Annotated in this window: 24 protein-coding genes; 20 read left to right on the plus strand and 4 right to left on the minus strand. The window is 45.4% G+C overall.

The annotated features are described in order from the left end of the window. Positions 1-55: 55 nt before the first annotated feature. The 9 genes from D1614_RS04680 (at position 56) to D1614_RS04720 (ending at position 9438) form a co-directional block, all read left to right on the plus strand. Positions 56-622 carry a c-type cytochrome gene (locus tag D1614_RS04680; RefSeq protein ID WP_162304417.1) on the plus strand — a complete coding sequence of 189 codons (567 nt, stop codon included), beginning with the start codon at positions 56-58 and terminating at the stop codon, positions 620-622. Between the two features lie 18 nt (positions 623-640). After that, positions 641-1801 carry a quinol:cytochrome C oxidoreductase gene (locus D1614_RS04685; RefSeq protein WP_119436735.1) on the plus strand — a complete coding sequence of 387 codons (1161 nt, stop codon included), beginning with the start codon at positions 641-643 and terminating at the stop codon, positions 1799-1801. Positions 1802-2190: 389 nt separating this feature from the next. After that, entirely contained in the window at positions 2191-2787 is a 597-nt protein-coding gene (locus D1614_RS04690) for a hypothetical protein (protein WP_147384021.1), read from the plus strand. Positions 2788-2810: 23 nt separating this feature from the next. Continuing rightward, positions 2811-4232: a flotillin family protein gene (locus tag D1614_RS04695; protein ID WP_119436737.1), complete on the plus strand. Its 1422-nt coding sequence runs from the start codon at positions 2811-2813 to the stop codon at positions 4230-4232. A gap of 682 nt (positions 4233-4914) precedes the next feature. Next, entirely contained in the window at positions 4915-5838 is a 924-nt protein-coding gene (locus D1614_RS04700; protein ID WP_119436738.1) for an ABC transporter ATP-binding protein, read from the plus strand. Positions 5839-5883: 45 nt separating this feature from the next. Further along, positions 5884-7224, plus strand: coding sequence for an ABC transporter permease (locus tag D1614_RS04705; protein WP_119436739.1), 1341 nt, complete (start codon positions 5884-5886; stop codon positions 7222-7224). Between the two features lie 335 nt (positions 7225-7559). Further along, complete coding sequence (gene cysK / locus D1614_RS04710) at positions 7560-8471, plus strand: cysteine synthase A (RefSeq protein WP_119436740.1); 912 nt, start codon at positions 7560-7562, stop codon at positions 8469-8471. Between the two features lie 140 nt (positions 8472-8611). Further along, entirely contained in the window at positions 8612-9085 is a 474-nt protein-coding gene (locus tag D1614_RS04715; RefSeq protein WP_119436741.1) for a DUF302 domain-containing protein, read from the plus strand. A gap of 41 nt (positions 9086-9126) precedes the next feature. Further along, entirely contained in the window at positions 9127-9438 is a 312-nt protein-coding gene (locus D1614_RS04720) for a copper ion binding protein (RefSeq protein ID WP_119436742.1), read from the plus strand. 464 nt (positions 9439-9902) lie between these two features. Here the strand turns inward: D1614_RS04720 and D1614_RS04725 are convergent, their stop codons facing one another. The 4 genes from D1614_RS04725 to carA all read right to left on the minus strand — a co-directional run bounded on the left by D1614_RS04725 (position 9903) and on the right by carA (position 16277). Then, positions 9903-11144, minus strand: coding sequence for a serpin family protein (locus tag D1614_RS04725; protein WP_119436743.1), 1242 nt, complete (start codon positions 11142-11144; stop codon positions 9903-9905). Between the two features lie 324 nt (positions 11145-11468). Then, positions 11469-14699, minus strand: a complete 3231-nt coding sequence (gene carB, locus D1614_RS04730; protein WP_241558079.1) for a carbamoyl-phosphate synthase (glutamine-hydrolyzing) large subunit — start codon at positions 14697-14699, stop codon at positions 11469-11471. Positions 14700-14767: 68 nt separating this feature from the next. Then, positions 14768-15142: a four helix bundle protein gene (locus D1614_RS04735; RefSeq protein WP_119436744.1), complete on the minus strand. Its 375-nt coding sequence runs from the start codon at positions 15140-15142 to the stop codon at positions 14768-14770. 49 nt (positions 15143-15191) lie between these two features. Beyond that, positions 15192-16277, minus strand: a complete 1086-nt coding sequence (gene carA, locus D1614_RS04740) for a glutamine-hydrolyzing carbamoyl-phosphate synthase small subunit (RefSeq protein ID WP_119436745.1) — start codon at positions 16275-16277, stop codon at positions 15192-15194. Positions 16278-16496: 219 nt separating this feature from the next. Between carA and D1614_RS04745 the strand changes: the two genes are divergently transcribed. From D1614_RS04745 to D1614_RS04795, 11 genes are all read left to right on the plus strand, one after another. Next, positions 16497-16976: an arginine repressor gene (locus D1614_RS04745; protein ID WP_119436918.1), complete on the plus strand. Its 480-nt coding sequence runs from the start codon at positions 16497-16499 to the stop codon at positions 16974-16976. Between the two features lie 8 nt (positions 16977-16984). Next, complete coding sequence (locus D1614_RS04750) at positions 16985-17641, plus strand: GNAT family N-acetyltransferase (protein WP_119436746.1); 657 nt, start codon at positions 16985-16987, stop codon at positions 17639-17641. 92 nt (positions 17642-17733) lie between these two features. Further along, positions 17734-18927: an argininosuccinate synthase gene (argG, locus tag D1614_RS04755; RefSeq protein WP_119436747.1), complete on the plus strand. Its 1194-nt coding sequence runs from the start codon at positions 17734-17736 to the stop codon at positions 18925-18927. Positions 18928-19250: 323 nt separating this feature from the next. Then, a complete protein-coding gene (argC, locus tag D1614_RS04760; RefSeq protein ID WP_119436748.1) occupies positions 19251-20219 on the plus strand; it encodes an N-acetyl-gamma-glutamyl-phosphate reductase in 969 nt (322 codons plus the stop codon). Between the two features lie 86 nt (positions 20220-20305). Then, positions 20306-21460 carry an aspartate aminotransferase family protein gene (locus tag D1614_RS04765; protein WP_119436749.1) on the plus strand — a complete coding sequence of 385 codons (1155 nt, stop codon included), beginning with the start codon at positions 20306-20308 and terminating at the stop codon, positions 21458-21460. A 32-nt stretch (positions 21461-21492) separates the two neighbouring features. Then, a complete protein-coding gene (gene proC, locus D1614_RS04770) occupies positions 21493-22293 on the plus strand; it encodes a pyrroline-5-carboxylate reductase (RefSeq protein ID WP_119436750.1) in 801 nt (266 codons plus the stop codon). Between the two features lie 83 nt (positions 22294-22376). After that, on the plus strand, positions 22377-23480 hold the full coding sequence (proB, locus tag D1614_RS04775; RefSeq protein WP_119436751.1) for a glutamate 5-kinase: 1104 nt from the start codon (positions 22377-22379) through the stop codon (positions 23478-23480). A gap of 195 nt (positions 23481-23675) precedes the next feature. After that, complete coding sequence (locus tag D1614_RS04780; protein ID WP_119436752.1) at positions 23676-24926, plus strand: glutamate-5-semialdehyde dehydrogenase; 1251 nt, start codon at positions 23676-23678, stop codon at positions 24924-24926. A gap of 30 nt (positions 24927-24956) precedes the next feature. Then, positions 24957-25193, plus strand: coding sequence for a hypothetical protein (locus tag D1614_RS04785; RefSeq protein WP_119436753.1), 237 nt, complete (start codon positions 24957-24959; stop codon positions 25191-25193). Next, positions 25175-25468, plus strand: coding sequence for a type II toxin-antitoxin system RelE/ParE family toxin (locus tag D1614_RS04790; RefSeq protein WP_119436754.1), 294 nt, complete (start codon positions 25175-25177; stop codon positions 25466-25468). Before D1614_RS04785 ends, D1614_RS04790 begins: the two co-directional genes overlap by 19 nt. Positions 25469-25557: 89 nt before the next feature. After that, the gene (locus D1614_RS04795) at positions 25558-26502 is read left to right on the plus strand and encodes an N-acetylornithine carbamoyltransferase (RefSeq protein WP_119436755.1); all 945 of its coding nucleotides are present in this window, start codon (positions 25558-25560) and stop codon (positions 26500-26502) included. The last annotated feature ends 30 nt before the right edge of the window (positions 26503-26532 follow it).

Consider the following 26532-nt stretch of genomic DNA (forward strand, 5'->3'; position numbering starts at 1 on the left):
GCAAAGATAAGTATGGAGACAAGGAGATATGAGTATTGAGACTAAATCAGATACAATGAATTTCATCAAAAAAACAAGGTTTTCTTTTGCCTTTTTACTTTTTGCTTTTGCCTTCACCTCGTGCGATTACGACCGCCGGGCTACGGGCTGGCAGTATTTCGACGATATGGTGGAATCATCGGCCTACGAAAGCTACACGCCTAATCCGAATTTTAAGGACGGGAAAACCATGCAGCCACCGGTGGCCGGGACCATTCCCCGCGGGATGATGCCTTATCCTTATCAGAAAACGGATGAAGATCGTGCGCTGGCAGCCCAGACACTGGTAAGCGAAGTTCCGCTGACGGAAGACAATCTGACACGCGGTAAAAAGCAATACGACATTTACTGTGCACAATGCCACGGCGAAAAGGGCGATGGACAGGGACAGTTATTTGTACGAAAAAAGTACACCTATCCGCCGGCCAGTTTGCTCAGCGAAAAGATGAGGGCCAACCCGGAGGCCGATATTTACCACGTAATTACCGTGGGCTACGGAATTATGGCAGAACACGGTTCGATGCTTTCGCCCGACGACCGCTGGAAGATTGCGATGTATATTAAAAACGAGTTACAGAAATAGTTTTCAAAATATCCGATTATGGAAGAGAGAGTTGTTCTTTCAAAGAAATTTAAATTACTCACGTATGTGCTCATCGGAATTGGGGTGCTTTCGTTTGCACTGGGCTTTGTGTTCGATGCCAAACGTACGTGGGCCAATTACCTGTTGAACAATTATTATTTCGTGTCGCTGGCAGTGGGGGCCGCCTTTTTTGGGGCTATCCAGTACATCACGCAGTCGGGATGGTCGGCCATGTTTAAACGGGTGCCCGAAGCCCTGGCTTCCTATTTCCCATACGCAGCGGGCTTTTTCGTGTTGATGTATTTCGGAATGCATTCGATTTACGAATGGACCCACGACGAAGTAGTTCAGCACGATCATTTGTTGCAGTTCAAATCGCCTTACCTGAACATTCCCTTCTTTTTTATCCGGGTGGTGGTATTTTTTGCACTGTGGATAATCATGTCGCGGTTGTTGCGCAAGCTTTCTTTACAGGAAGATGAGCACGGAGGTATGGAGTATTTCAAGAAATCGGAACGGTATTCCAAGATATTTATATTCATCATCGCCTTTTCATTCAGCTTGTTTGGAGTTGATATGCTGATGTCGCTCGAACCGCACTGGTACAGCACGCTGTTTGCCGGCAAAAGTTTTATTGCCGGGTTGTTGCATGCTTCGTCCATCATGGCGCTGATCGTGATTCTGCTCTCAAAACAAGGATATTACAAGCAGCTGAACGGAAGCCACCTGCACGACTTTACCCGTTATATTTTTATGGCGAGCATCGTTTGGGGCTATTTTAATTTTGCTGAATTCATGCTGATTTGGTATGGCAACATTCCCGAAGAAACCATGTGGTTTGTAAAGCGTTGGGAAGGAACCTACAAGATTCTGTTCTTTGCAAACATCATTCTCAACTGGGCCGTACCGTTCCTGGTTTTGATGCCGCGTAAATCTTCGCGCAGTAAAATGATCATCCTTCCGGTGGTATTGTTGCTGATCATCGGGCAATATACCGAGCTGTACTATATTATTTGGCCGGCAACGGTTCACGAAGCCAAATTTGGCTTGCTCGAAATCGGTACTTTCCTTGGCTATGCGGGCTTGTTTGCATGGGTAGTTGGAACTGCCCTGACAAAAGCTTCGCTGGTTCCCAAAAATCATCCGTACTTACAGGAAAGTATCCATCATCATTTTTAGAATTATTGGTTAAACAGAATAAACGTTTCATCACTGCGCATTCCGTTTTCGGGGTGCGCTTTTTGTTTGTATGGGAAATGCTTGAATGAGCTGCGAGCCTTGAGCTTTGAGCCCCGAGTCACGACCTCTTTTTTATGACTCCATCCGCTAAAATATGCCGGGCAGACTTCTAATTCAGTGTTGCTCTGTGTCTACTCTGTGCCCTCTGTGGTTAAAAGATAAAAGACAGTAGATTTTTTTGTGTTTTAGGCTGCACTCAAATGCCGTTTCCCCTAAAATGGAAAGATGCTAAAGTGTTATTGAACATATTTCAGCAAACCAGTACCCCAATTTTGTTGGAAAAAACTTCTGTTCGATTAAATTAGCTGAAAACTACAAATTCTTTTCCCATGCTGTTAATTTCAATACTCCCGGATTGGTCGACAATGGAATTGTTCGAAAGAATATTTTGGTACCTGGCCATTCCAACTACCCTTATTTTGATTTTGCTGATGGTGCTTTCCATCTTTGGCGGAGATACGGATACCGATGTCGACACCGACGTGGATGCCGACATTGCAGATGGCGATACCATTCCTTTCCAGTTTATATCGGTGAAAAACATTGTGGCTTTCTTTGCGGTTTTTGGCTGGTCCGGAATTGGCTTTATCAATGCCGGAATGGCACCGTGGCTTGTCATTTTGCTGGCGGTTTTTTGTGGACTGCTGATGATGTTGCTGATGGGGACGCTGTTTTACCTGATGTCGAAACTGGCCGAGAACGGCACTTTGAAAATGAACAATGCCATTGGTAGGCTGGGCGAGGTGTATCTTCGTATTCCGGCCCAAAGAGGCGGGATGGGAAAAGTGCAGCTTACAGTTCAGGGATCGGTGCGTACGCTCGATGCCATTACCGACGACCTGGATGAAATTGCCACCGCATCCATTGTACAGGTGGTTGATGTGATCGACGACAGCATTCTGCTGGTAAAAAAACAAGGAAATTAAACACCCATAAAAACTAAAAATCAATGCAAGATTATTTTGTTATTCTAATCACCGTTGCCGCCTTTTTCCTTTTTGTAATAGTGGTGGCAATGATGAGGAGGTACAAACGATGCCCCTCCGACCGCATTCTGGTGGTGTATGGTAAAATTGGCAAAGGCTCCGACCGCGAATCACGTTCATCGAAGTGTATTCACGGGGGTGCTGCGTTTATCTGGCCCATCATTCATTCGTATGCATTTCTGGATTTAACACCTATTTCCATCGAAATCAACCTGACCAACGCACTGAGTAAGCAAAACATTCGTGTGGACGTGCCTTCCCGTTTTACGGTGGGTATTTCAACCGAACCCAATGTAATGAACAATGCTGCCGAGCGTTTGCTGGGTTTATCGCAAGACCTGATCAGCAATCTGGCAAAAGACATCATTTTTGGTCAGTTGCGTTTGGTAGTGGCTACCATGGAAATCGAAGAGATCAACAGCAACCGCGACTTGTTTTTGGCAGCGGTTTCGTCAAATGTGGAAGCGGAACTGAAAAAGATCGGTTTGAAACTGATCAACGTAAACGTAACCGACATCAACGACGAGTCGGGCTATATTGAAGCGCTGGGTAAAGAAGCTGCTGCAAAGGCCATCAACGACGCCAAGAAAAGTGTGGCGGAGAAAAACCGTGACGGGGAAATTGGACAGGCCATGGCACATCGCGAACAACGTGTGCAGGTGGCCAGTGCTGATGCTACCGCTGTGGAAGGGGAGAACCTGGCAAAAGTTACGATTGCCAACTCGGATGCCGATCGTCGGGAGAGGGAAGCTGAGGCGAACCGCCGTGCGGTGGCTGCCGAGAAAGTAACCGATGCCCAGGCGCTGCAGGAAGCCTATGCTGCCGAAAAACTGGCCGAGCAGGTGAGGGCCGAGAGAGACAAAGCTACGCAGGTGGCCAACATTGTGGTTCCGGCCGAAATCGATAAACAAAAAGTGGAGATTGATGCCGAAGCCATAGCCGAACAAAAACGCCGGATCGCCAAAGGGGAAGCCGACGCGATTTACGTGAAAATGGCGGCAGAAGGAAAAGGTATATACGAAATCCTGAGCAAACAGGCCGAAGGTTTTGAAAAACTGGTGAAGGCTGCCGGTGGCGATGCACAAAGTGCTGCCCTGATGATGATCACCGACAAATTGCCTGAACTGGTGAAAACACAGGTGGAAGCCATCAAGAACATTAAGATCGATAAAGTTACGGTTTGGGAAACCGGTAACGGCAAAGACGGTAAAACATCGACTGCCAACTTTATGCAGGGACTGCTGGGCTCTCTTCCTCCGCTCGACGATGTATTTAAATCGGCCGGGATGGAACTGCCCAATTATCTGAAAGGCACACCCGCCGAAGAAGTGGCTACTGAAGAGGCTCCTGAAGTGAGCGATGAAACAGACTTTGATCCGAAATAACATCGGACGACGATACAACGCAAAACACCGGTTTTCTTTTTTTGAAGGCCGGTGTTTTTGTTGAAGGACTGAAGGATTGAGGTACTGAGTTCAGGGTTCAGCGTTTAAAGTTCAGAGTGTTTCGTGCTACGAACTATTGCCAAATTGCTAAACTGTTAAATTTTAGAATGAGCTTTGTCCCGTGCACTACAAGAAAAAACAGCCAACGTTTCTTGTCCTGATGAAAGGTGAGCAACGTGGTCAGGACGTTTGTCGCCCAGAAGATAAAGGACGTAACGTATTTGGTACGTTTGTCGTCCAATCGAAAAAGGAGGCAATGTACTCAGTACATTGCGCCCCCCTATGAAAAGTGAATGAATGTACTCAGTACGTTTGTCGTTCAAAAGAAAAGGAAGCTAACGTAGCTAGTACGTTTGCTGCCAACGCTGGATTGGATTTATGATTTGTAAAACATCCTTGCTAACAAGGTCCAATCCCAAAACAGCTGAATATTCAGAACTACTTTATGTGGAATAAATCAGGGAATGTTAAATAAGAACACTTGCAGCTCAGCGTTTGTCGGCTAAATTGCCCCGTTGACCGATAATTTTTTCAGAGATTGTTATTTTGCAGCTTTCTTTAATAATCTATACCAAAGCCGTAATTTGTACGGTAAAACAAATACTATTCAATAAAAATCAATATGGAATTATTTGAAGCGCGGAATGTGGAGAAGGTGTTTGCCTCTACCAAAGCCCTGTCGGATGTGAGCATTTCGGTAAAAGAGCAAAGCATTTTTGGCTTGCTGGGGCCCAACGGCGCCGGGAAAACCACGCTGATCCGCATCATTAACCAGATTACCGCACCGGATAAGGGCGAAATATTTTTAGCGGGGCGAAAAATGACCCGCGCTGATATTTCGCAAATCGGCTACCTGCCCGAAGAAAGGGGTTTGTACAAAAAAATGAAGATCGGCGACCAGGCGATTTACCTGGCACAATTGAAAGGAATGTCGCGCGGGGATGCGGTTCGCAACCTCAAAAAGTGGTTCGAAAAATTTGACATCATGCCCTGGTGGAACAAAAAAGTGGAAGAACTCTCGAAAGGGATGCAACAGAAAGTTCAGTTTGTGACCACGGTGGTGCATCAACCCAAGCTGCTGATTTTCGACGAGCCTTTCAGCGGCTTCGACCCCATTAACGCCAACCTTCTGAAAGAAGAAATTCTGAACCTCCGCAGCGAAGGAGCTACCATTATCTTTTCGACCCACAACATGGGCTCGGTGGAAGAATTGTGTGACAGCATTGCGCTGATCAACAAATCGGTGAAGATTGAGGATGGTCCTACTGACGCGATCCGTGAGAAATACAAGTCGAACATTTTTGACGTACGCTACCGCGGACAATTTGCCGATGTGGAAAAAGTGCTGGGGGCTCAGTACGAGATCATCGGCCATGCTGAAACGGAGAAAGAAAACACCCTCAAAATTCAGTACCTGAACGGCAATTCAAACAACGACCTGTTGCAGGCCTTGATGCCGGTGGTAGAAATAAGTGCTTTTGAGGAGGTGATCCCAAGCATGAACGACGTGTTTATCAAAGCGGTTCAGAACGCCAACAAAAAGTGAGAAACGGTTTCGAATATTACCACTTCATGAAGTAAATAAAGAACAATGAACAATACATTTTTAATCCTGAAACAAGAGTATTTGAAAAGGGTCCAAAAGAAATCCTTTATCATTCTCACGATATTGATGCCCATTCTGATTGCCGGTGTGTATGCGCTGGTGATCTATTTTTCGGTGAAAGACGACACGCAGGAGAGAACCATTGCAGTGTACGACGAGTCGTCGCTGTTTTTAGGTGAGTTTGGTGACCAGGGAGCTACCAAATTCCACTTTGTCCCGCAAGAAGAATACACAGAACTGAAAGGTAAGTTAAAAGGCAGTGGCTACTATGCGGTGTTGTATATTCCCGGCAATATTTACACCAACAACCAGGCGCAGCTGGTATCAGAAAAGCAGTTGCCTTTGGAGCTGACCGAGCAGATCGAACGCCGGATGAGCCGTTTTATCGAGAACGACAAACGGCAGAAGGTGATCGATGATTCGGGTATTCCCGACCTCGACGAGCGGCTAAAGCAAACCCGCACTTCGGTGCGGCTGAATACGCTGAAGCTGTCAGAATCGGGAGAGGCTAAAAAGAGCTCATCGATTGTGGCATTTATTGCCAGTTATGCGATGGGGATCATCATCTACTTTTTTGTGTTTATGTACGGCGCCATGGTTATGCGCAGCGTGATGGAAGAAAAGAAAAGCCGCATCATCGAGGTGATCATATCATCGGTAAAGCCTTCGCAATTAATGGCCGGAAAGATCATCGGTACGGCGTTGGTTGGATTAACTCAGGTGGCGATTTGGGTGGCTTTGGGCGGTATCGGACTTTTTGTAGTGCAGGGATTTTTTGCGCCTGAAACGGCTCAGCAAATGGGGCAAAGCCTCATGGAAGCACAGGGGGGAATGAATCCTGCCATGGCACAGGCTGCCGAACCCAATAAGGTGAACGAAATCATGGAAATGATCGGTAACCTGAATATTCCGCTGATCCTGTTTTCGTTTGTATTTTATTTCCTGGCCGGTTACCTTTTGTACAGTTCGTTGCTGGGCGCCGTTGGTGCCGCTGTCGACAACGACGAAGATTCGCAGCAGATGGTTTTTCCGGTAACTTTCCCGCTCATTCTTTCGATCATGTTGCTGTTCCCGATTGCCAAAAATCCCGAAGGGCAGCTGGCATTCTGGACATCGATCATTCCATTTACTTCGCCTGTTGCTATGATGGCCCGCATTCCTTATGGTTTACCAACCTGGGAAATTCTGCTTTCGATGGCGCTGTTGGTGTTGGCAACCGTGGGAGCCATCTACGCCGCTGCGAAAATCTACCGCGTAGGTTTGCTGATGTACGGGAAAAAGGTGAATTTGAAAGAGCTGATCAAGTGGTTGCGGTATAAAAATTAAAAAATCTCAAAAAAAGAAGGATAATCCTTTGTGTGTTATTTAGATTTAATAAAAATTACCTATATTGCTCAAATTATGACAATAATCATGTACCATACTTATATGTGTTGCTGTTCGGAAATTTCCGGAAAGGTATTGTCGTAGTATAAATTGAACTTAGTCGAGTGACGATAACAAGGCCTTTCCGAATAACGGGAAGGCTTTTTTATTGGCATTTATTTAGAAGAAACATATAACTCAAAAAAATAGAACAAGATGACACAGGTTCCGAACAGTCGGCAGACCAAAGGAAAGGTGGCGTCTTAATCCGTAAAGGAGAAATTAAAATTAACAAGATGAGAGCACAAAACATTCTTGAAACGATTGGCAACACGCCACATGTGAAGATGAACCGATTGTACCCCGAAGGATACGAGGTATGGGTAAAAGTTGAAAAAACAAATCCGGGGGGAAGCATCAAAGACCGTATTGCGCTGTCGATGATCGAAGATGCAGAGAAGAACGGCATTTTGAAAGACGGTTCGGTGATTATTGAACCCACTTCCGGAAATACGGGTATCGGACTGGCACTGGTGGCTGCGGTGAAAGGTTACCGCCTGATCCTGACCATGCCCGAGTCGATGTCGCTCGAAAGACGTCGTGTGTTGACTGCTTTGGGTGCCGAACTGGAACTTACTCCCAAAGAAAAGGGAATGAAGGGAGCGATTGCCAAAGCCCAGGAGCTTTCGGCTGAAATCCCGAATTCGTGGATTCCGTTGCAGTTTGATAACCCGGCCAATGTGGCTGTTCACCGCGATTTTACCGCACAGGAAATCATCAACGACTTCCCGGAAGGTTTTGATTACCTGATCACGGGAGTGGGAACCGGTGGCCATATTTCAGGAGTGGCAGAGGTTTTAAAGGCAAAATTTCCAAACATTAAAGTGTTTGCGGTAGAACCCGATACCAGCCCGGTTATTGGCGGAAAAGATCCGGGACCGCATACCATCCAGGGAATCGGGGCCGGTTTTATTCCGAAAAACCTGAATACAGAGTTGCTCGACGGAACCATTGAGGTGGGCAAGGAAGAGGCTTTTGAATACGCACAAAGAGCGGCTAAAGAGGAAGGACTTTTTGTGGGAATCTCTTCGGGAGCTTCGCTGGCAGCAGTGGCCAAAAAAATCAAGGAACTGCCCAAAGGCTCAAGGATTCTTACCTTCTCGTACGACCATGGGGAAAGATACTTATCAATCGACGGATTGTATTAAAAAGGGAGCCGGTTAGTTTTAACTGGCTCTCCATCGTTTTGGGGCAAGAAAGTTCGGGTCGATGGGGGACGTGTCAATGTAGTTGATCGAACAAAAGTCCAGAATGGTTGTTTCTTTCGTAATCAAAGAAATTTTTAAAAATGAAGAAAGGAGCAGCTATGTTTTTAACAGGATTACTTGTAGGAATAGGCCTGATGGTGGTTTTAATCGTTGTGGTTTTGCCTAAACAAATGTTTGTGATCAACGAAAGCAAACTTGGCTTTGACGAAACGGTAGAAGCGATCACGCAATCGGTTCAGGAAAACAAGTGGAGCATGCCGCATGTGTACGATTTGCAGGCAACCATGAAAAAGAACGGATTGGAAGTAAGACCGGTAAAGGTGTTTTCGTTGTGCAAACCGGAACATGCCTACAGAATTCTCAGCGACGATAACGAACGAATGGTATCTGCTTTAATGCCTTGCCGGGTTGCCGTGTACGAAAAAGGAGGAAAAACTTATGTGTCGATGCTGAACTCGGGACTTTTTTCTAAATTGATGGGGAAAAAGGTAAAAGAAGTGATGGGAGATGCCAGCGCCGAGAACCTGCAGATTCTTGCTCCGGTAGTTAGGTAGTCGATTGAACGAATAAGAATAAAAATCAAAAACTAACAAAGATGAAGAAAGTACTGTTTTTACTGCTTGCCATTGGTTTGTTTGCCTGTGGTTCGGCAGAAAAGAAGACGGACGCCAAGTCGGCGGCTGCGGCCGAGGTGACGGAAGTTTCGCTGAGTATTGGCGGAATGACCTGCGAACATTGTGTGATGTCAGTGGAAAAAGGGATCGGCAGTTTGGAAGGAATTGAAGCCGTGAAGGTGACGCTCAGTGATTCAACCGCCGTGGTAAAATACAACGCTTCGGTGTTGAAGCTCGACGATATTAAAGAAGCTGTAAAAAAGCGTGGCTACGAAGTGAAATCTACCGAATAGGCTTGTTTTTAACCGGTTGGGGAAAATAATCGGTCGTATTTCTTTTAAGTTTGGGTAGATTTTGTATATTGAGCCAATGTGATGAAATTGAAAACATGAAAACAAACAACAGAAAATTAGAGACCAGGGAACGGGGTCCGGTTTGGAAAGCAAAAATCGGCCTGCATTCCGGGATTTCGAACAAGACGTTTACCGTCTTCAGAAAATCCAAAAAATGGGAAACGTACATCTATCTGAATTAAATAAAAGCTCCGGTCAAACGACCGGAGCTTTTTTATGTTGGCCTTAGGGTGTTGGGAGCTTATACCAAAATTACCTCAGACTGAGCCTTATAATTCCATTTCTTTGCGTTTATGCTTCGTTATAAAAACTCAACAGAACTTTGGCTATGCTTCCTTTTTATGCCTTGCCTAAACACAAATATTCTGAAATTATTTAAGGCTCACCTTGAAGTAAATTTGGTATTATACTTCTAGCGGATTATAAACCGTGCCAATAAACAACAACGTATTGGTGGTGCGTTCGCGGACGACGAAAACAAACGGTTTGTCGAAATGTACCGTAGGTGTTCCTCCGCCTGCTGAGGTTACTTCGAATCCGATGGTAGTAACAGCGGCGGCTTCTGTTCCTTCTTCATTTACATCCACAAAAGTGTTTTGTTTTACGAAGGAAATAAACGTGGTAACATCGCTCAGGTTTGAGAAATCCGCAGGACCAAAGGCATCTGTCATACCAAGATTCTGAAGATACTCATTCAGTTTTTTCTCGTACTTGAATTTGAATTTTGGCAGCAGTACATTGTATTTGATTTTAGCTTCCTGCTGGTCGAGCTCCGAAGTGATTTCTTCGTAGGTTTCTCCGGTAAATACGGGTAGCATTCCGGGCAGGCTTTCGTTGGGTAAAATAAGGTCCATTACAAAATTATCGCGGCCATAGCTGAGTTCGTATGCCGAGAATCCATTTCCGTTGTATCTTCTTAGCGGAATTTTTCCCGACATGGTAGGGACTTCGATACTTTCACCATTGGTGAGAGTAAAAGGCAAATTCTCCGTATCGTTTTTTTCAAACTGTTGTGTCCAGTCGCCTTTAAAATACACCGCGTTTAGCAGGAACATTACTGCATCGCCTGAGATTTCATTTAAAACTTTGTCGATTTTTCCGTTTGTATGATCCGATGCCCAACCGTTGATTCGCTTCAAGGTGTTGACTACGTCGCTAAAATCAAGTCCTTCAATATCTGCCTGGTAATCGGTTTGCATGGCCTCTTTGTACGAAGGTTTTACCGGAAATCCATTCCTGTAAAACATGGCATTGGCCAGGTTAAGCGTCACTTTGTTGTCGGCTTCCAGTAATTGCTCTACCAGTGTTTGGTAAAGCTCATTTATTTCGTCCTGAGTCAGGTTGTTATAGCCGAGCATGTCGCGCATTTGCGTAAAAGTATTGCCGGCTGCTCCGTTCATGGCCATGTTCAAAGCTATGTTGGCGCTAAGGGGCGAAAGCATCATGTTTTTCTGTTCTGCACCGGCTACTTCAGTAAAAAGCGAAATGCCAAAATGGTTGCTTTTGGTCAACACCTCGTTGGCGTAGTCGGGAAGTACGATGGATTTGGGCTCCCTGGTTTCGGGTTGATCGTCGTCGTTGCTTTGCTGGCAGCTTAGCAGCCCCGTAAGCAGGAAGGCAAGAAGAAGCGTAACATTTGTTTTCATCTCATTAAAATTGTTTATTTAGTTAGTATTCGATGGAACTCCCATGATTTTAATTATACCTGTTTGTGGCAATTCTTCGTCATGGTCGTTTCATAGTCAAGTTTTTGAATGATAGATTTTTTACTTAGATGGATTTGCTTGGGAAATGGTTGCTTTGTGTTCGGAATTTATTTTACAAAAGAGACTCGTTCTTTATGTATTGATTGAAATAAAGAACGAGTCTTTAAGCTCAATTTAGGCTGCTCTAAGAGTTGGTAAAACTGAAAAAGCTCCGGTCAAACGAATGCTGACCGGAGCTTTTCTATACTTGCAATTTAGCTGATCCTATTTGTATTCGTCCCAGCTTTTTATTTTGACATCTTCCAGTGTGTATTTGCAAATTGCGTAAAGGAAAGCACTTGCCACACGGGCATTGGTAATCAGCGGAATGTTGTAGTCGATAGCGCTTCTGCGGATGGTATATCCGTTTTTCAACTCCCGGTTGGTATGGTTTTTCGGGATGTTGATCACCAGGTCGATTTTCTTCTGCTTGATGTAGTCCAGCGTATTCGGCGATTGTCCTTCTTCGTCGGGCCAGTAAATCAGTGTGTTTTCGATGCCATTGTCGCGGAAGAACTTGTGTGTTCCTTCTGTAGCAAAAATATTGAAACCACGTTCTACCAGCATCCGGGCGCTGTTGAGTAACTCCAGTTTGCCGCGTGATGGTCCGGACGAGATCAGGATGTTTTTCTTCGGGAAATTGTAGCCTACTGACAGCATTGATTTCAGGATAGCCTCGTAGAAATTTTCCCCGATGCAACCTACTTCGCCGGTCGACGACATATCCACACCCAGTACCGGGTCGGCTTTCAGCAAACGTGCAAACGAGAACTGCGGTGCTTTTACACCCACATAGTCGAGTTCAAACAGCGACTTGTCGGGTTTCGGAACATCGATTCCCAGCATCACTTTAGTAGCGATCTCAATCAGGTTGAGCTTCATTACCTTCGATACGAACGGGAAGCTTCGCGAAGCACGCAGGTTACATTCAATTACTTTTATGTCGTTGTCTTTAGCCAGGAACTGCATGTTGAAAGGCCCGGTAATTTCGAGTCCTTTGGCAATCTGGCGGGCAATTTTCTTCACCCGGCGGATGGTTTCCACGTACAGTTTCTGCGGCGGGAAAACGATGGTGGCATCTCCCGAGTGAACCCCGGCAAATTCCACGTGTTCCGAAATGGCATAGGCGATCATTTCACCGTTGTTGGCCACCGCGTCAATTTCAATTTCCTTGGCATTCTCGATAAACTCGGTCACTACCACCGGATGTTCTTTCGATACATTGGTGGCCATTTCGAGGAAGTGAACCAGCTGGTCGGGGTTGGAAACCACGTTCATGGCTGCTCCCGAAAGTACGTACGACGGACGGATCAACACCGGGTAGCCCACTTCATCCACAAACTTGTGAATGTCTTCGATGGTAGAAAGGCGGGCCCAGCGTGGCTGGTCTACAACCAGGCTATCCAGTAGCGAAGAAAACTTCTCGCGGTCTTCCGCATTGTCGATTTTCACCGGCGAAGTTCCCAATACCGGAACATTCTGCCCGTGGAGTTTCATGGCCAGGTTGTTCGGAATCTGTCCTCCCATCGAAACCACTACTCCGTGCGGATTTTCGAGGTCGTAAATATCCATTACGCGCTCAAAACTCAGCTCGTCAAAATAAAGCCGGTCGCAGGTATCGTAGTCGGTACTTACTGTTTCCGGGTTGTAGTTGATCATCACTGCGCGGTAGCCCTGCTCTTTAATTGTGTCGATGGTGTTTACGCTACACCAGTCAAATTCCACCGAACTTCCGATACGGTAAGCACCGGAGCCGAGCACTATTACCGATTTATGATCTCCTAAATACTGAACATCGTTTTCGGTACCATTGTGCGTCAGGTACAGGTAATTGGTTTGAGCCGGATACTCGCCAGCCAGCGTGTCGATCTGTTTTACAACGGGAACAATGCCGTGTGCTTTACGGAAAGCACGGACACGCAGCAAATCGCTGAAAATTTCTTTTACCGAACTTTTAATCACCAACCGGGCAATCTGGAAGTCGGAGAAACCCGCTTGTTTGGCTGCTTTCAGCAGTGGTAACGGAAGTTGCTCCAGTTCGTTTACCTGGCGCAGTTCCAGTTTTATTTTGTAAATGTTGTTTAGCTTTTGCAGAAACCAGCGGTCGATTTTGGTTTTTTCGTGAATCTCGTCGATCGAGTAGCCTTTGTTAAAAGCTTCGGCGATGGCAAAGATTCGGCGGTCGGTTGGGTTGGTCAGCTCTTGTTCTATTTCCTGGATGTTGATCTCTTCGCGGTTTCCAACAAATCCGTGCATGCCAAGTCCCACCATACGGATACCTTTCTGAATGGCTTCTTCAAAGGTACGTCCGATGGCCATGATTTCGCCCACCGATTTCATCGAGCTGCCGATGTTTTTTGAAACGCCTACGAATTTACTCAGGTCCCAGCGCGGGATTTTTACCACACAGTAGTCGAGTGCGGGTTCAAAAGCGGCAGTGGTAACTTTGGTTACTGAGTTTTTCAGCTGATGCAGACCGTAACCCAGCCCCAATTTTGCAGCCACAAATGCCAGCGGATAACCGGTTGCTTTTGAGGCCAGTGCCGAAGAGCGGGATAAACGTGCGTTTACTTCAATTACGCGGTAGTCTTCCGAGTTTGGATCGAGAGCAAACTGAACGTTACATTCGCCCACTACACCTACACGGCGGATGATTTTTATAGAGATGGCTCTCAGTTTATGGTATTCTGAGTTGGAAAGCGTTTGCGAAGGTGCCACTACAATACTTTCTCCGGTGTGAATTCCCAGCGGGTCGAAGTTCTCCATGTTACACACCGTAATACAGTTGTCGTATCTGTCGCGTACTACTTCGTATTCAACTTCTTTCCAGCCTTTGATCGATTCTTCTACCAGGATTTGCGGAGAATACGAGAAAGCACTTCCTGCGAGTTTTTCCAGTTCTTCTTCGTTTTCGCAGAAGCCTGAACCAAGTCCTCCCAGGGTGTAAGCTGCCCGGATAATGATCGGGAACCCAACCTGTTTGGCAGCGGCTTTGGCCTCTTCCATGTTGGCGGCCGCGATGCTTTTTGGGGTTTTTACGTCAATTTCCGCCAGCATTTTGGCGAAGATATCGCGGTCTTCAGTATCGATGATCGATTGCACCGGAGTACCGACAACTTCCACGTTGTATTTCTCGAGTACGCCCGATTTAAAAAGTGCTACTCCGCAGTTGAGCGCAGTCTGTCCACCAAAAGCCAGCAAAATCCCCTGTGGCTTTTCCTTTTTTATAACTTCTTCCACAAAATGCGGGGTTACCGGCAAAAAGTAAATCTTGTCGGCAATGTTGTCCGAAGTCTGGATGGTGGCAATGTTCGGGTTGATCAAAACCGTTTCAACTCCTTCTTCTTTCAGCGCTTTTAATGCCTGCGAACCTGAATAGTCAAATTCACCGGCTTCGCCAATTTTCAGGGCACCCGAACCCAGTACGATCGCTTTTTTAATATGTGTATGTATCATGATAACTATTGATTTTCGAATGATGATTAACGACTGAAGATTTTCGATTGAGTGGCCTCAATGCAACCTTAATCGTTGTGTTCTACACTTCTGTTCTTTTTTGCTGTTTCAATGCTTTTAACAAAGATGGATATCAATTCGTTGTTCTCAATAAAACATTCTTCCAGTAAATCTACTGTCTTAGTAAGGCCGGAATACTTTATAATCTTGAGTGCAACAAAGGTCTCCCTAAGTTCTTTAAGGCAAATGCTCATTTTATGAATGAAATCTTTTTTAGATTCAGCACTCTGAGCTTCGCCATAATTCAGAGCAGGAGATGTTCCTGAACGGACGATCTGATTTTGCATGTGACTGCCAACCGGAGAATTCGGTAATGTTTCTGCCAGCCTGATAATCATAGCTGTGGATTTTATCAACCTTTCCTCCAAATCAAATCTGTTCATCTCTTCTTTTCGTTCTTAATTCTTAAATCGTTAATCGATATTCTGCGGTTCAAACCTGTTTTTTGTATTCCACAATATTTTTGATGAACTCGTCGAACAAAAACTCGGTGTCAGTTGGGCCACTCGATGCCTCGGGGTGGAACTGAGTAGAGAAGAACGGCTTGGTTTTGTGCCTGATTCCTTCGTTGGTCTCGTCGTTCACGTTGGTGAACAATGGCTCCCAGTCTGCGGGCAATGTTTTGGTGGCTACCGCAAACCCGTGGTTCTGGGAAGTGATGTAACATTTGTTGGTCCCTTCCAGAAGTACCGGCTGGTTGTGGCTGCGGTGACCGTATTTCAGTTTGTAAGTGTCAGCTCCGGCAGCGCGCGCCAGCAGCTGGTTTCCGAGGCAAATCCCCATAATCGGTTTCTCTTCGGCAATCACCGTTTTGATGTATTTAACAGTGGCATCGCACATGGCCGGGTCGCCGGGTCCGTTGGAGATAAATACGCCGTCGTATTCTTCTCCGGTAAAATCGTAATCCCACGGAACACGGATTACCGTGGCGTTCCGGTCAATGAGGCAGCGGATAATGTTGTTTTTTACGCCGCAATCGATTAGCACCACTTTGTGTTCCCCTTCGCCATATACTTCGCGTTCTTTGCAGCTGGCAACGGCAACCAGGTTTTCCTTGTTGGGATCGTAGAAGTCGATTTCTTCATCAAATTCGATTTTTCCCAGCATCGAACCTTTCTCACGTAAAATTTTTGTTAAGGCTCTCGTGTCGATGTCGAATAAGCCCGGAACCTCGGATTCTTTCAACCAGTCGGATAAGCTTTTTTCAGCATTCCAGTGACTGAATTCAAACGAGTAGTCAGAAATGATCAAACCAGTGATATGCAGTTTGTTCGATTCGTAAAATTTATGGATCCCGTTTTCTTTTTGGTTAAACGGAACGCCGTAATTCCCAATCATTGGGTAAGTCGAAACCAGAATCTGGCCTGTGTACGACGGATCAGTCAAACTCTCGGGATAACCGGTCATTGCTGTATAAAACACTACCTCTCCAGCGACTGATTTTTCGCTTCCGAACGATTTTCCAACGAAAACAGTTCCGTCCTCCAATGTTAATTTTGCCTGTCTTACTTTAAACATATTCCGATATGATATTAAAAAAAATGCGTTTGTTCTAAAATCGACAAACGCATTTCAGTTCTCTTCTATAGATATTTTCTGATAAGTATTCCACATAAATAATGATCGTAACATTAAGCCAAAATCAAAATCGTTGCAAAAATAGTAATTATTCTGAATAAATTAGTTTGATTCTAAATTGAAATGAATATTTTTACATCGAAAATGAATATTTATTCAATGAAGAATAAAGTACAAAGACAACTTGAAATCAGAAAAATAATTCAGAACGGGAAGGTTCAGAGTCAGGAAGAATTGTTGGTTGCCCTGAAGAACAAAGGTTACGAGCTGACACAGGCAACCCTTTCGCGCGATCTGAAGGTTTTGCAGGTGGCCAAAGTGCCGCATCCGGTACTGGGATATATTTATACCATCCCCGAAAACGGAGCACCTGTTTCGCTGGCCGAGCAAACGCGGGTAAACTACCTGGCTGATGGTTTCAAGGATTTGCAATTCTCGGGTAGCCTGGCGGTTTTGAGAACTTTGCCGGGGTATGCAAGCAGTATTGCGGCTGTTATTGATGGTTCAAATACATGGGAGATCATCGGCACAGTAGCGGGTGATGATACCATATTAATTATACAGAGGGAAGGAATTTCAAAAAATGATTTGATGGAGGCATTAGTAAAAATAATGCCAAAGCTGAAAGAAAAGTTATAAGAACAGGCATGAAAAGTTTGGATAATATTAGGGTTGAGGTGGCCAGTGAGGAACACCTCAAATTTGTTGACGATATAAACGATGCCATTGATGAAGCCTCGAAAAAGAGGGGAACGGGTATCGCTCGCCGAACATATGAATATCTCTCTTCCAAAATGCAGGAGGGAAAAGCCATTATTGCTATTGAGGGGGAACAGTTTGCGGGTTTTTGCTACATCGAAACCTGGCAGGAAAAAGGTTTTGTCGCCAACTCGGGTTTGATTGTGCGTGAAGAGTACCGCGGAATTGGCCTGGCGAAAGCTATTAAAAAGAAAGCTTTTGAGCTTTCGAGGAAAAAGTACCCGAATTCAAAAATATTTGGTTTGACCACCGGTTTGGCGGTAATGAAGATTAATCACGAGCTGGGATACCGTCCGGTAACATTTTCAGAGTTAACTTTGGATGACCAGTTTTGGAAGGGATGTCAGGGGTGTGTGAATCACGATATTCTGGAGCGGACAGGCCGTAGCAAATGTTTGTGTACCGGCATGTTGTACGATCCGGCCTGGGAAAAACCGGTAGTTAATGGCAGCCCGATTAAAAAGCGCAGCCTTTTGGATCTGATTCCGCGGATTAAGCCGGGTTTGGCAAATAAAAAGAACAAATTACTGAATAGGAATAAATAAGAGAGTGACCGCACTGTAGAGGGAACAGACAGCTACAGATTACCTGGAGGGAGTAAGTTTTGCTGTCACTCTTCTTTCAAGAAAAATATATTATGAGCAAAAAAGTGGTTTTGGCATTTAGCGGGGGGCTCGATACCTCGTTTTGCGTAAAGTATTTAAAAGAGGAAAAAGGTTTTGATGTTTATACGGCCATCGCCAACACAGGAGGTTTCTCGGACGAGGAACTAAAGGCGATCGAGAAAAGGGCTTTGGCCTTGGGGGCTGTTCAGCACGTTACCCTCGATGTTACCAACGAGTATTACGAAAAGTGCATCCGTTACATGGTTTTCGGAAATGTGCTTCGAAACAATACCTATCCTATTTCGGTAAGCTCGGAGCGCGCGTTTCAGGCCATTGCCACCATCGAATATGCCAAGGAAATTGGGGCAACCGCCATTGCGCACGGAAGTACCGGTGCCGGAAACGACCAGATTCGTTTCGACCTTACTTTCCAGGTACTAGCGCCCGAAATCGAAATTATTACGCCTACCCGCGATTTGTTACTTACCCGTCAGCAGGAAATTGATTACCTAAAAAAGCACGGGTTCGAGGCCGATTTTACCAAAATGGAGTACTCCATTAACCAGGGGCTTTGGGGAACCAGTGTAGGAGGCAAGGAAACGCTGACCACCGATAAAAATTTGCCCGAAAGCGCTTATCCAAAACAATTGGAAGCAACCGACGAGGCAGTGATTGAACTTGGTTTTGAAAAAGGAGAGTTTGTGGCATTGAATGGCGAGTTTTATGAAAACGGCCCGGAAATTATCCGTGCGCTGGAAGAAATCGCATCGAAATACGCCATTGGCCGCGATACCCATGTTGGAGATACCATTATCGGTATTAAAGGCCGCGTTGGTTTTGAGGCCGCCGCACCGCTGATCATTATCAAAGCACATCATTTGCTCGAAAAACATACGCTTACCAAATGGCAGATGTACTGGAAAGAGCAGCTGGGTAACTGGTACGGAATGTTTCTGCACGAAGCCATGTACCAGGAACCGGTAATGCGCAACATCGAAGATTTCCTGGAATCGACACAGGAAAAGGTGACCGGCAAAGTGATCGTGAAATTGCGTCCGTATCATTTCGACCTGGTAGGAATTGAGTCGGAACACGACCTGATGAATTCCGGATTCGGACAATACGGCGAAACGGTGGAAGCCTGGACTGCCGACGACGTAAAAGGATTTACCAAAATTTTGTCGAACTCGTTGAAGATATACAACAAGGTAAACGGAGATCTTTAGAATGTTGAATGAGGATAAACGGTGGAAGATTTTATAGAAAAATCTAGAATCAAAAATCGTTAATCATGGAGTTAAAAGTTGTTTTTAAGTTAAATGAATATAGTTGGATTTAGTAATAATCTGAGTTTTATAACTCTCCCTCATTCCCTCTCTTCCCGAAGAGAGGGACGATTGAGTCCCGATAACTATCGGTGTCGAAATCAGGGTGAGTTCGTCGTGAAAATTCAAACATTCATTAACTTTTAATAAGTTGAATATTGAATGTCAATTAACAGAAAATCTTCAATCAAAATTCGTTAATCGACATTCGTTAATCAAATTAAATGATTAAAGTTGGAATTATAGGAGGAGCCGGGTACACTGCCGGTGAGTTGTTGCGTATTCTTATTCATCATCCGGAGGCGGAAGTGGTGTTTGTTCAGAGTACAAGTAATGCCGGAAATGCTGTTTCAAACGTGCATATTGACTTGCTGGGTGATACCGACCTGGTTTTTACCGAAGAAATGCCTTTTGAAAAGGCAGATGTGATTTTCCTGTGTATGGGTCACGGAAAATCAAAAGAATTTGTGGAGCAAAATAACCTGCCTGAAGGATTGAAGATCATCGACCTGAGTCACGATTTTCGCCTGAAAAGAGCAGGGAACGATTTTATATACGGTTTGCCCGAGTTAAATCGCGAAGCCATAAAATCAGCTAAGTATATTGCCAATCCGGGCTGTTTTGCCACCGGAATTCAGCTGGCATTTTTGCCTTTGGCCGAAAGAGGTTTGTTAAAAGACGAAGTGCATGTTCAGGCCATTACCGGTTCTACCGGCGCCGGACAAAAGCCTACATCCACGTCGCATTTTAGCTGGCGCAACAACAACCTGTCGGCCTATAAAATTTTCGAACACCAGCACGAAGGCGAGATTCTTCAAAGCTGGAAACAGTTGCAACCCGGTTTTGAGAGCGGTTTTAATTTTGTTCCGATTCGCGGAAACCATACGCGTGGTATTTTTGTTGCCGCTTATACCAATTACAATGGTTCGATCGAAGAGGCAACCGAGATTTACAAAAACTATTACGTCGGTCATCCGTTTGTTTTTGTGGTAGACGAAAATCCATCCGTAAAACAGGTGGTGAACACCAATAAAGCCGTTATTTATCTCGAGAAACACGGTGAAAAACTGGTGGTGATTACGGTAACTGATAACCTTTTAAAAGGTGCTTCCGGGCAGGCGGTTCAGAATATGAACCTGATGTTCGGACTGGATGAAAAAGCAGGACTGGGTTTAAAGCCCGTTGCTTTTTAATTAGAAACTGAGAATTAGAAATTAATAATTGGAGGAAGAACTGTTCGGCTTCGTGCTTTCAGCTTTGTACTTCCAACTTGAACAATATGAAACTATTTGATGTATACCCGCTTTTTGACATTACCCCGGTAAAAGCCGAAGGGTGCTATGTTTGGGACAAGGATGGAAACAAATACCTCGATTTGTACGGAGGGCATGCAGTAATTTCCATCGGCCACAGCCATCCGGCTTACGTGCAAAAAATTTCGGATCAGTTGTCGCAGATCGGATTTTATTCGAACTCTGTTCAAAATCCGTTGCAACACGAGTTGGCTGATAAACTGGGCAAGGTTTCCGGATGCGATGAATACAGTCTTTTTCTGTGTAACTCGGGCGCCGAAGCCAACGAAAATGCCTTGAAACTGGCGTCGTTTATTACCGGTAAGAAAAAAATTATCAGCTATAAAAAAGGGTTTCATGGCCGGACTTCGGCAGCGGTAGCGATTACCGATAACCCGAAAATTGTGGCACCGGTAAACGAGAGCCCCAATGCGGTGATTCTTCCGTTTAACGATATTGAAGCTACCGAAGAAGTGCTGAAAAACGGCGACGTAGCGGCTGTAATTGTGGAAGGTATCCAGGGAATCGGCGGAATTCGCCTGCCGGATATTGCCTTTCTGCAACAGTTGAAAAAGCTTACCGAAAAATACGTGGCTGCCTTAATTTTGGATGAAATTCAGTCGGGTTACGGACGTAGCGGGCGTTTCTTTGCCTTTCAGTATGCCGGCATCAAACCCGACATCATTACCCTGGCAAAGGGAATGGGTAATGGTTTCCCGATTGGTGGTGTGTTGATTCAGCCCGAAATTGAACCGTGGTACGGAATGTTGGGAACTACTTTTGGAGGGAATCACCTGGCTTGTGCCGCTGCCATTGCTGTGCTGGATGTAATTCAGAACGAAAGCCTGGTAGAGAATGCCGAGAAGACCGGAAATTACCTGATGGAAAGCCTGACGGCGATGGACGGCGATTTTGAAGTGCGTGGAAAAGGCCTGATGATTGGGATGGAGTTTCCGTTCCCGATTGCTGAAATTCGCAAAAAGCTTTTGTTTGACTATGGCATTTTCACGGGCGTTTCGGGGCAAAACATCATTCGCTTGTTGCCGCCGCTTGGGTTAACAATTGCGCAGGCCGACGATTTCTTGGCTGCCTTTGAAGCCGTTTACGCAGATGTTTCAGCTACGTTTGCTGAAAAGAAATAGAATGTAAAACATGAACGACTAAATTGCCGGTTATGAACAACAAAAAAATAGCAATAATAGGTGTCGGAAACATGGGGGGCGCTATCGCCATTGGTCTTGTAAAGTCTGGGTTTGTGCCGGCTTCCGACATCTCGGTTTCTGACCGAAAGGAAAGCACGCTCGCCAAATTGGCTGAGTTGGGCGTCAGCACTTTTACCGACAACCTGGAGGCAGCCAAAAAGGCCGAGGTGGTGATTGTGGCGGTAAAACCGTATCATATTGAAGGTGTGCTCAAAGAAATAAAAGGAGCACTTTCGGCGGAAAAGATCTTGATTTCGATTGTTTCCGGAGTAGGAATGAACGAACTGGCTGAAATGGCCGGGACCGACATCCCGATTTTCAGGGTAATGCCCAATACGGCGATCGCATTGCGCGAGTCGCTAACCTGTATCTCAGCCAACGGAAACACGGCGCCGCACAAAGATTTTGTGGTAGAGATGTTTAACAATATGGGTAAAACGGTTGAGATTCCGGAAGAGTTGATGGCGGCTGCAACCGTTCTTTCTTCCTGCGGAATTGCTTACGCATTGCGTTACATTCGTGCTGCCATGCAGGGCGGAATTGAGATTGGCTTTGGGGCAGAAATGGCCCAGTTTATTACGGCGCAAACCGTAAAAGGAGCCACCGAACTGCTTTTGCAATCGGGCCATCACCCGGAAAGGGAGATCGATAAAGTTACAACCCCGATGGGCGTGACCATCACCGGGTTGAACGAAATGGAGCACAAAGGCTTCAGTGCATCGTTGATACAGGGAGTACTGGCATCGTACAAAAAAATTGCCCCGACAAAGTAAAGAACAAGGTCGCGGTTGGATTCATTTGCCGGCCGCAGATAAATAAAATTGGTACCCCTACACCAATATGGAGATGAAGAAAAATGCAATTTCGATATAAAAAAATAACCATAAAAGTTGGCAGCAATGTATTGGCCAAATCCGATGGGACATTGAATGTGTCACGCATCGCGCATTTGGTTGATCAGATTGCTTTTCTGCACAAAAACGGAGTGGAGGTTGTGTTGGTGTCTTCCGGGGCGGTGGCTGCCGGACGTGCCGTGATGCAGCCTTGCAAAAAAACGGACGCTGTATCGCAACGCCAGTTGTGGGCCGCCTTGGGACAGGTGAAACTGATCTCACGTTATTCCGACTTTTTCCAGGAAGACGGCCTGGTTTGTGCCCAGGTGCTTACCACCAAGGAGAATTTTTCGAGCCGCGGGCATTACCTGAACATGAAAAACTGTTTCAGTACTTTGCTTGAAAACAAAGTGATCCCAATCGTAAACGAGAACGATACAATTTCGGTTACCGAACTGATGTTTACCGACAACGATGAGCTTTCGGGACTGATCGCCTCCATGGTTGATTCCGAAGCCCTGATCATCCTGAGTAACATCGATGGGGTTTACAATGCTCATCCCAAAAATGAGGATGCAAAACTGATCGAACGAATTGAAATTACGGACAACGAAGCTCAAAACGCGATTTCTTCCGAACGTTCGAATTTTGGCCGCGGCGGAATGCTGACCAAGTTCAGAATAGCCAAAAAAGTGGCCGGCGACGGAATTGGAGTACACGTGGCCAACGGTACCCGCGACAATGTTCTGATTGATTTATTGGACGTTCAGCAATCGTTAAAGCATACCTTTTTTGTGCCCAACGAAAAACCATCGAGCGGCGTAAAAAAATGGATTGCTTATTCCGATGGTTTTGCAAAAGGACAGATTGTAGTGAATGCAGGTGCGGTGAACGCGCTGAATTCGGAAAAGGCAGTTAGCCTGTTGCCGGTGGGCGTGGTGCGCATTGATACTGAATTTAAAAAAGGCGACCTGATCAAAATTCTTGACGAGAAAGGAGAAACGGTGGGACTTGGGAAGGCCGCTTACCATTCAGATAAATTGGACAAGGAAAAACTGTCGGAGAAACAACGGCCGGTAGTTCATTACGATTATTTGTACCTCGAAAACAAGAACGGGGCAAGTTAAAACTGAATTATAAAAGGACAGATTATATGTAAAAACAGCTCAGGGTAACTTTCAACAAAAGCCGGTTCAACGGCAATCATTCATTCTCCCTTTTTTTGATGCCCTAATTGATAACGTATTCTGAGCTCCCTCTCCCTCCCCCGGGAGAGGGTTATTTCGAAACCAGTGCTTTTTAAAGCCATAATAAATAAAGAAATGAAGATCGAACAACAACTGAAGAAAGTCCTTGAAGCATCGCGTCAGCTCAATCTGGTTGAGAACGATCGCGTGAAGGAAGTGTTGCTGGAAGTAGCCGCTCAGGCCCGGGCAAATACAGCTTATATTCTGGAGGAAAACCAGAAAGACCTAAGCCGGATGGACCCGGAAGATCCCAAATACGACCGCCTGAAACTTACGAAGGAAAGGATTGAAGGAATCGCCTCCGACATGGAGAATGTGGCTTTGCTGGATAGCCCGGTTGGAATAACGCTGAAAGAAATGGACCGTCCGAATGGTTTGAAAATCAAAAAAGTGACAGTCCCTTTTGGTGTGATCGGCATTATTTATGAAGCGCGTCCGAATGTTACCTTCGATGTGTTTGCGCTTTGCCTGAAATCAGGGAACGCCTGTGTGCTGAAAGGCGGGAGCGACGCCATTGATTCCAATCAGGCCATTGTTTCGATCATTCAGGATGTTTTAAAGAAATTCGGATTAAACGAAAATACAGTTGCTTTGCTGCCGGCGGGCCGCGAAGAAACCAACGAAATGTTGCGTGCACATGGTTACATCGACCTGATCATCCCGAGGGGAAGTCAGGGACTGATCAATTTTGTACGCGAGAATGCCACCATTCCGGTAATTGAAACCGGGGCCGGAATTTGTCATACTTATTTTGATGAATTTGGGGATGCCGCCAAAGGCCGCGAAATTATTTTCAATGCAAAAACACGGCGGCCGTCGGTTTGTAATGCCCTGGACTGTTTGGTGATTCATGAAAGCAGGTTGAATGAACTTCCGGCTTTTGGTGCAAAGTTGCTTGAAGAGAAAGTGGTGATTTATGCCGATGAGCGTTCGTACGAAGTATTGAAAGGAAAGTATCCGCAGGATTTGCTTTTTCAGGCTACCCCCGAAAGCTATGGTACGGAGTTTCTGTCGCTGAAAATGTCGGTAAAAACCGTGGATAGTTTTGACGAGGCCGTTTCGCATATCAGTCAATACAGTTCAAAACACAGCGAAGCCATTGTAAGTGAAAATGCTGAACGTATTGGAACATTCCGAAAACTGGTGGATGCATCGGCTGTGTATTCCAACGCATCAACTGCTTACACCGACGGAGCTCAATTTGGGCTGGGAGCGGAGATAGGAATCAGTACGCAAAAGCTGCACGCACGGGGCCCGATGGCTCTGGAAGAATTAACCAGTTATAAATGGATTGTTGAGGGTAGCGGCCAGGTAAGGCCCACTTAGTTGTAAATAATTTCGTAGTAAAAGTTAAGTATGAGCACATTAGAGATACGACACAATATTGTTGAACAGCTGTTGCGGATTGAAGATGAATCGTTTTTGTCAGCTATAAAAACAATTTTAGAAAACAAAACTACGGAAGATAAACGCCAGCTGAACGAATACCAAAAGGAACGGATTAAGGTGGCACGAGAACAGCTGAGACTGAACCGGACAATTTCGCACAACGAACTGCAAAAAGAGGTTGGTAAATGGCTGCACGGGAGATAATCTGGTCAAGAGAGGCAAAAGTCGATTTGTATACCATTCTTGATTATTACAAAAAGAAAGGTTCAGCCGGATACGGTAATGAATTGAATTCCCGGGTTAATAAAAGCCTGCACAAGATTGCCAAACATCCTTTGAAGGGAAATGAAACAGCTTTGCCTACGGTTCGTACTATGACATCGAAGGACTGTCAGATTATTTATGAAATATTTGACAAGCAGATACTGGTGGTTATGTTATGCGATCATTGCCGGAACAATAATGAAGACTGTTGGTAAACAGAAGTAGAAAATAAAGACCAAATCATAAGATAGGTAAACACCGTAATTTTAAGTGTTTCCTCAATAAACAAAACAATTTTAAGCACGTGAAAAAGTTTATCTCTGTAAAAGACCTGCCCAGCATTGAGAAAGCGATTGAAACCGCATTTGAAATCAAGAAAAACCCATACGGATTTCAGCACCTCGGGAAAAATAAAACCATGGTGTTGGTGTTCTTTAATTCCAGTTTGCGTACGCGTTTAAGTACGCAGAAAGCTGCCATGAATATGGGAATGAATACCATGGTGCTGAATGTTACCGAAGACAGCTGGCAACTGGAGTCGGAAATGGGAGTTGTGATGGATGGTAAGAATGCGGAACATTTACGCGAGGCAATTCCGGTAATTGGAAGATATTGCGATGTGATTGGGGTAAGGGCTTTTGCGAAGTTCGAGGATAAAGAGGCCGATTATTCGGAGCGGATTCTGACCCAGTTTGTTGATTATGCCGGGGTTCCGGTAGTTAGCATGGAAGGTGCTACCCGTCATCCACTGCAAAGTTATGCCGACCTGGTGACCATTGAAGAGTACAAAAAGGTAGATCGACCCAAAGTGGTGCTTACCTGGGCGCCGCATCCGCGGGCATTGCCCCAGGCGGTAGCCAACTCGTTTGTGGAATGGATGCGCGAAACCGACTACGAACTGGTAGTGACGCATCCCGAAGGTTATGAACTGGCGCCCGAGTTTATGGGAGATGTAAAGGTTGAGTACGATCAGAAAAAAGCATTTGAAGGGGCCGATTTTGTGTATGCCAAAAACTGGGCGTCGTACACGCATTACGGGCAAATTCTCTCAAAAGACTTTGGCTGGACGGTTGATGAGGCCAAAATGGCTTTGACCAACGAGGCCAAATTTATGCACTGTTTGCCGGTTCGCCGCAATGTGGTGGTGACCGACGGAGTGATTGACAGCCCCAATTCAATTGTGGTGGAAGAAGCTTACAACCGCCAGGTAACGGCGCAGGCTGTCTTAAAAATGATTTTGGAAGGATAAGTCGGATGTTGTAGATTTGTAGAACAGTAA

It is taken from the genome of Maribellus luteus (assembly GCF_003576475.1).
In the GTDB taxonomy this organism is placed as follows: Bacteria; Bacteroidota; Bacteroidia; order Bacteroidales; family Prolixibacteraceae; genus Draconibacterium; species Draconibacterium luteum.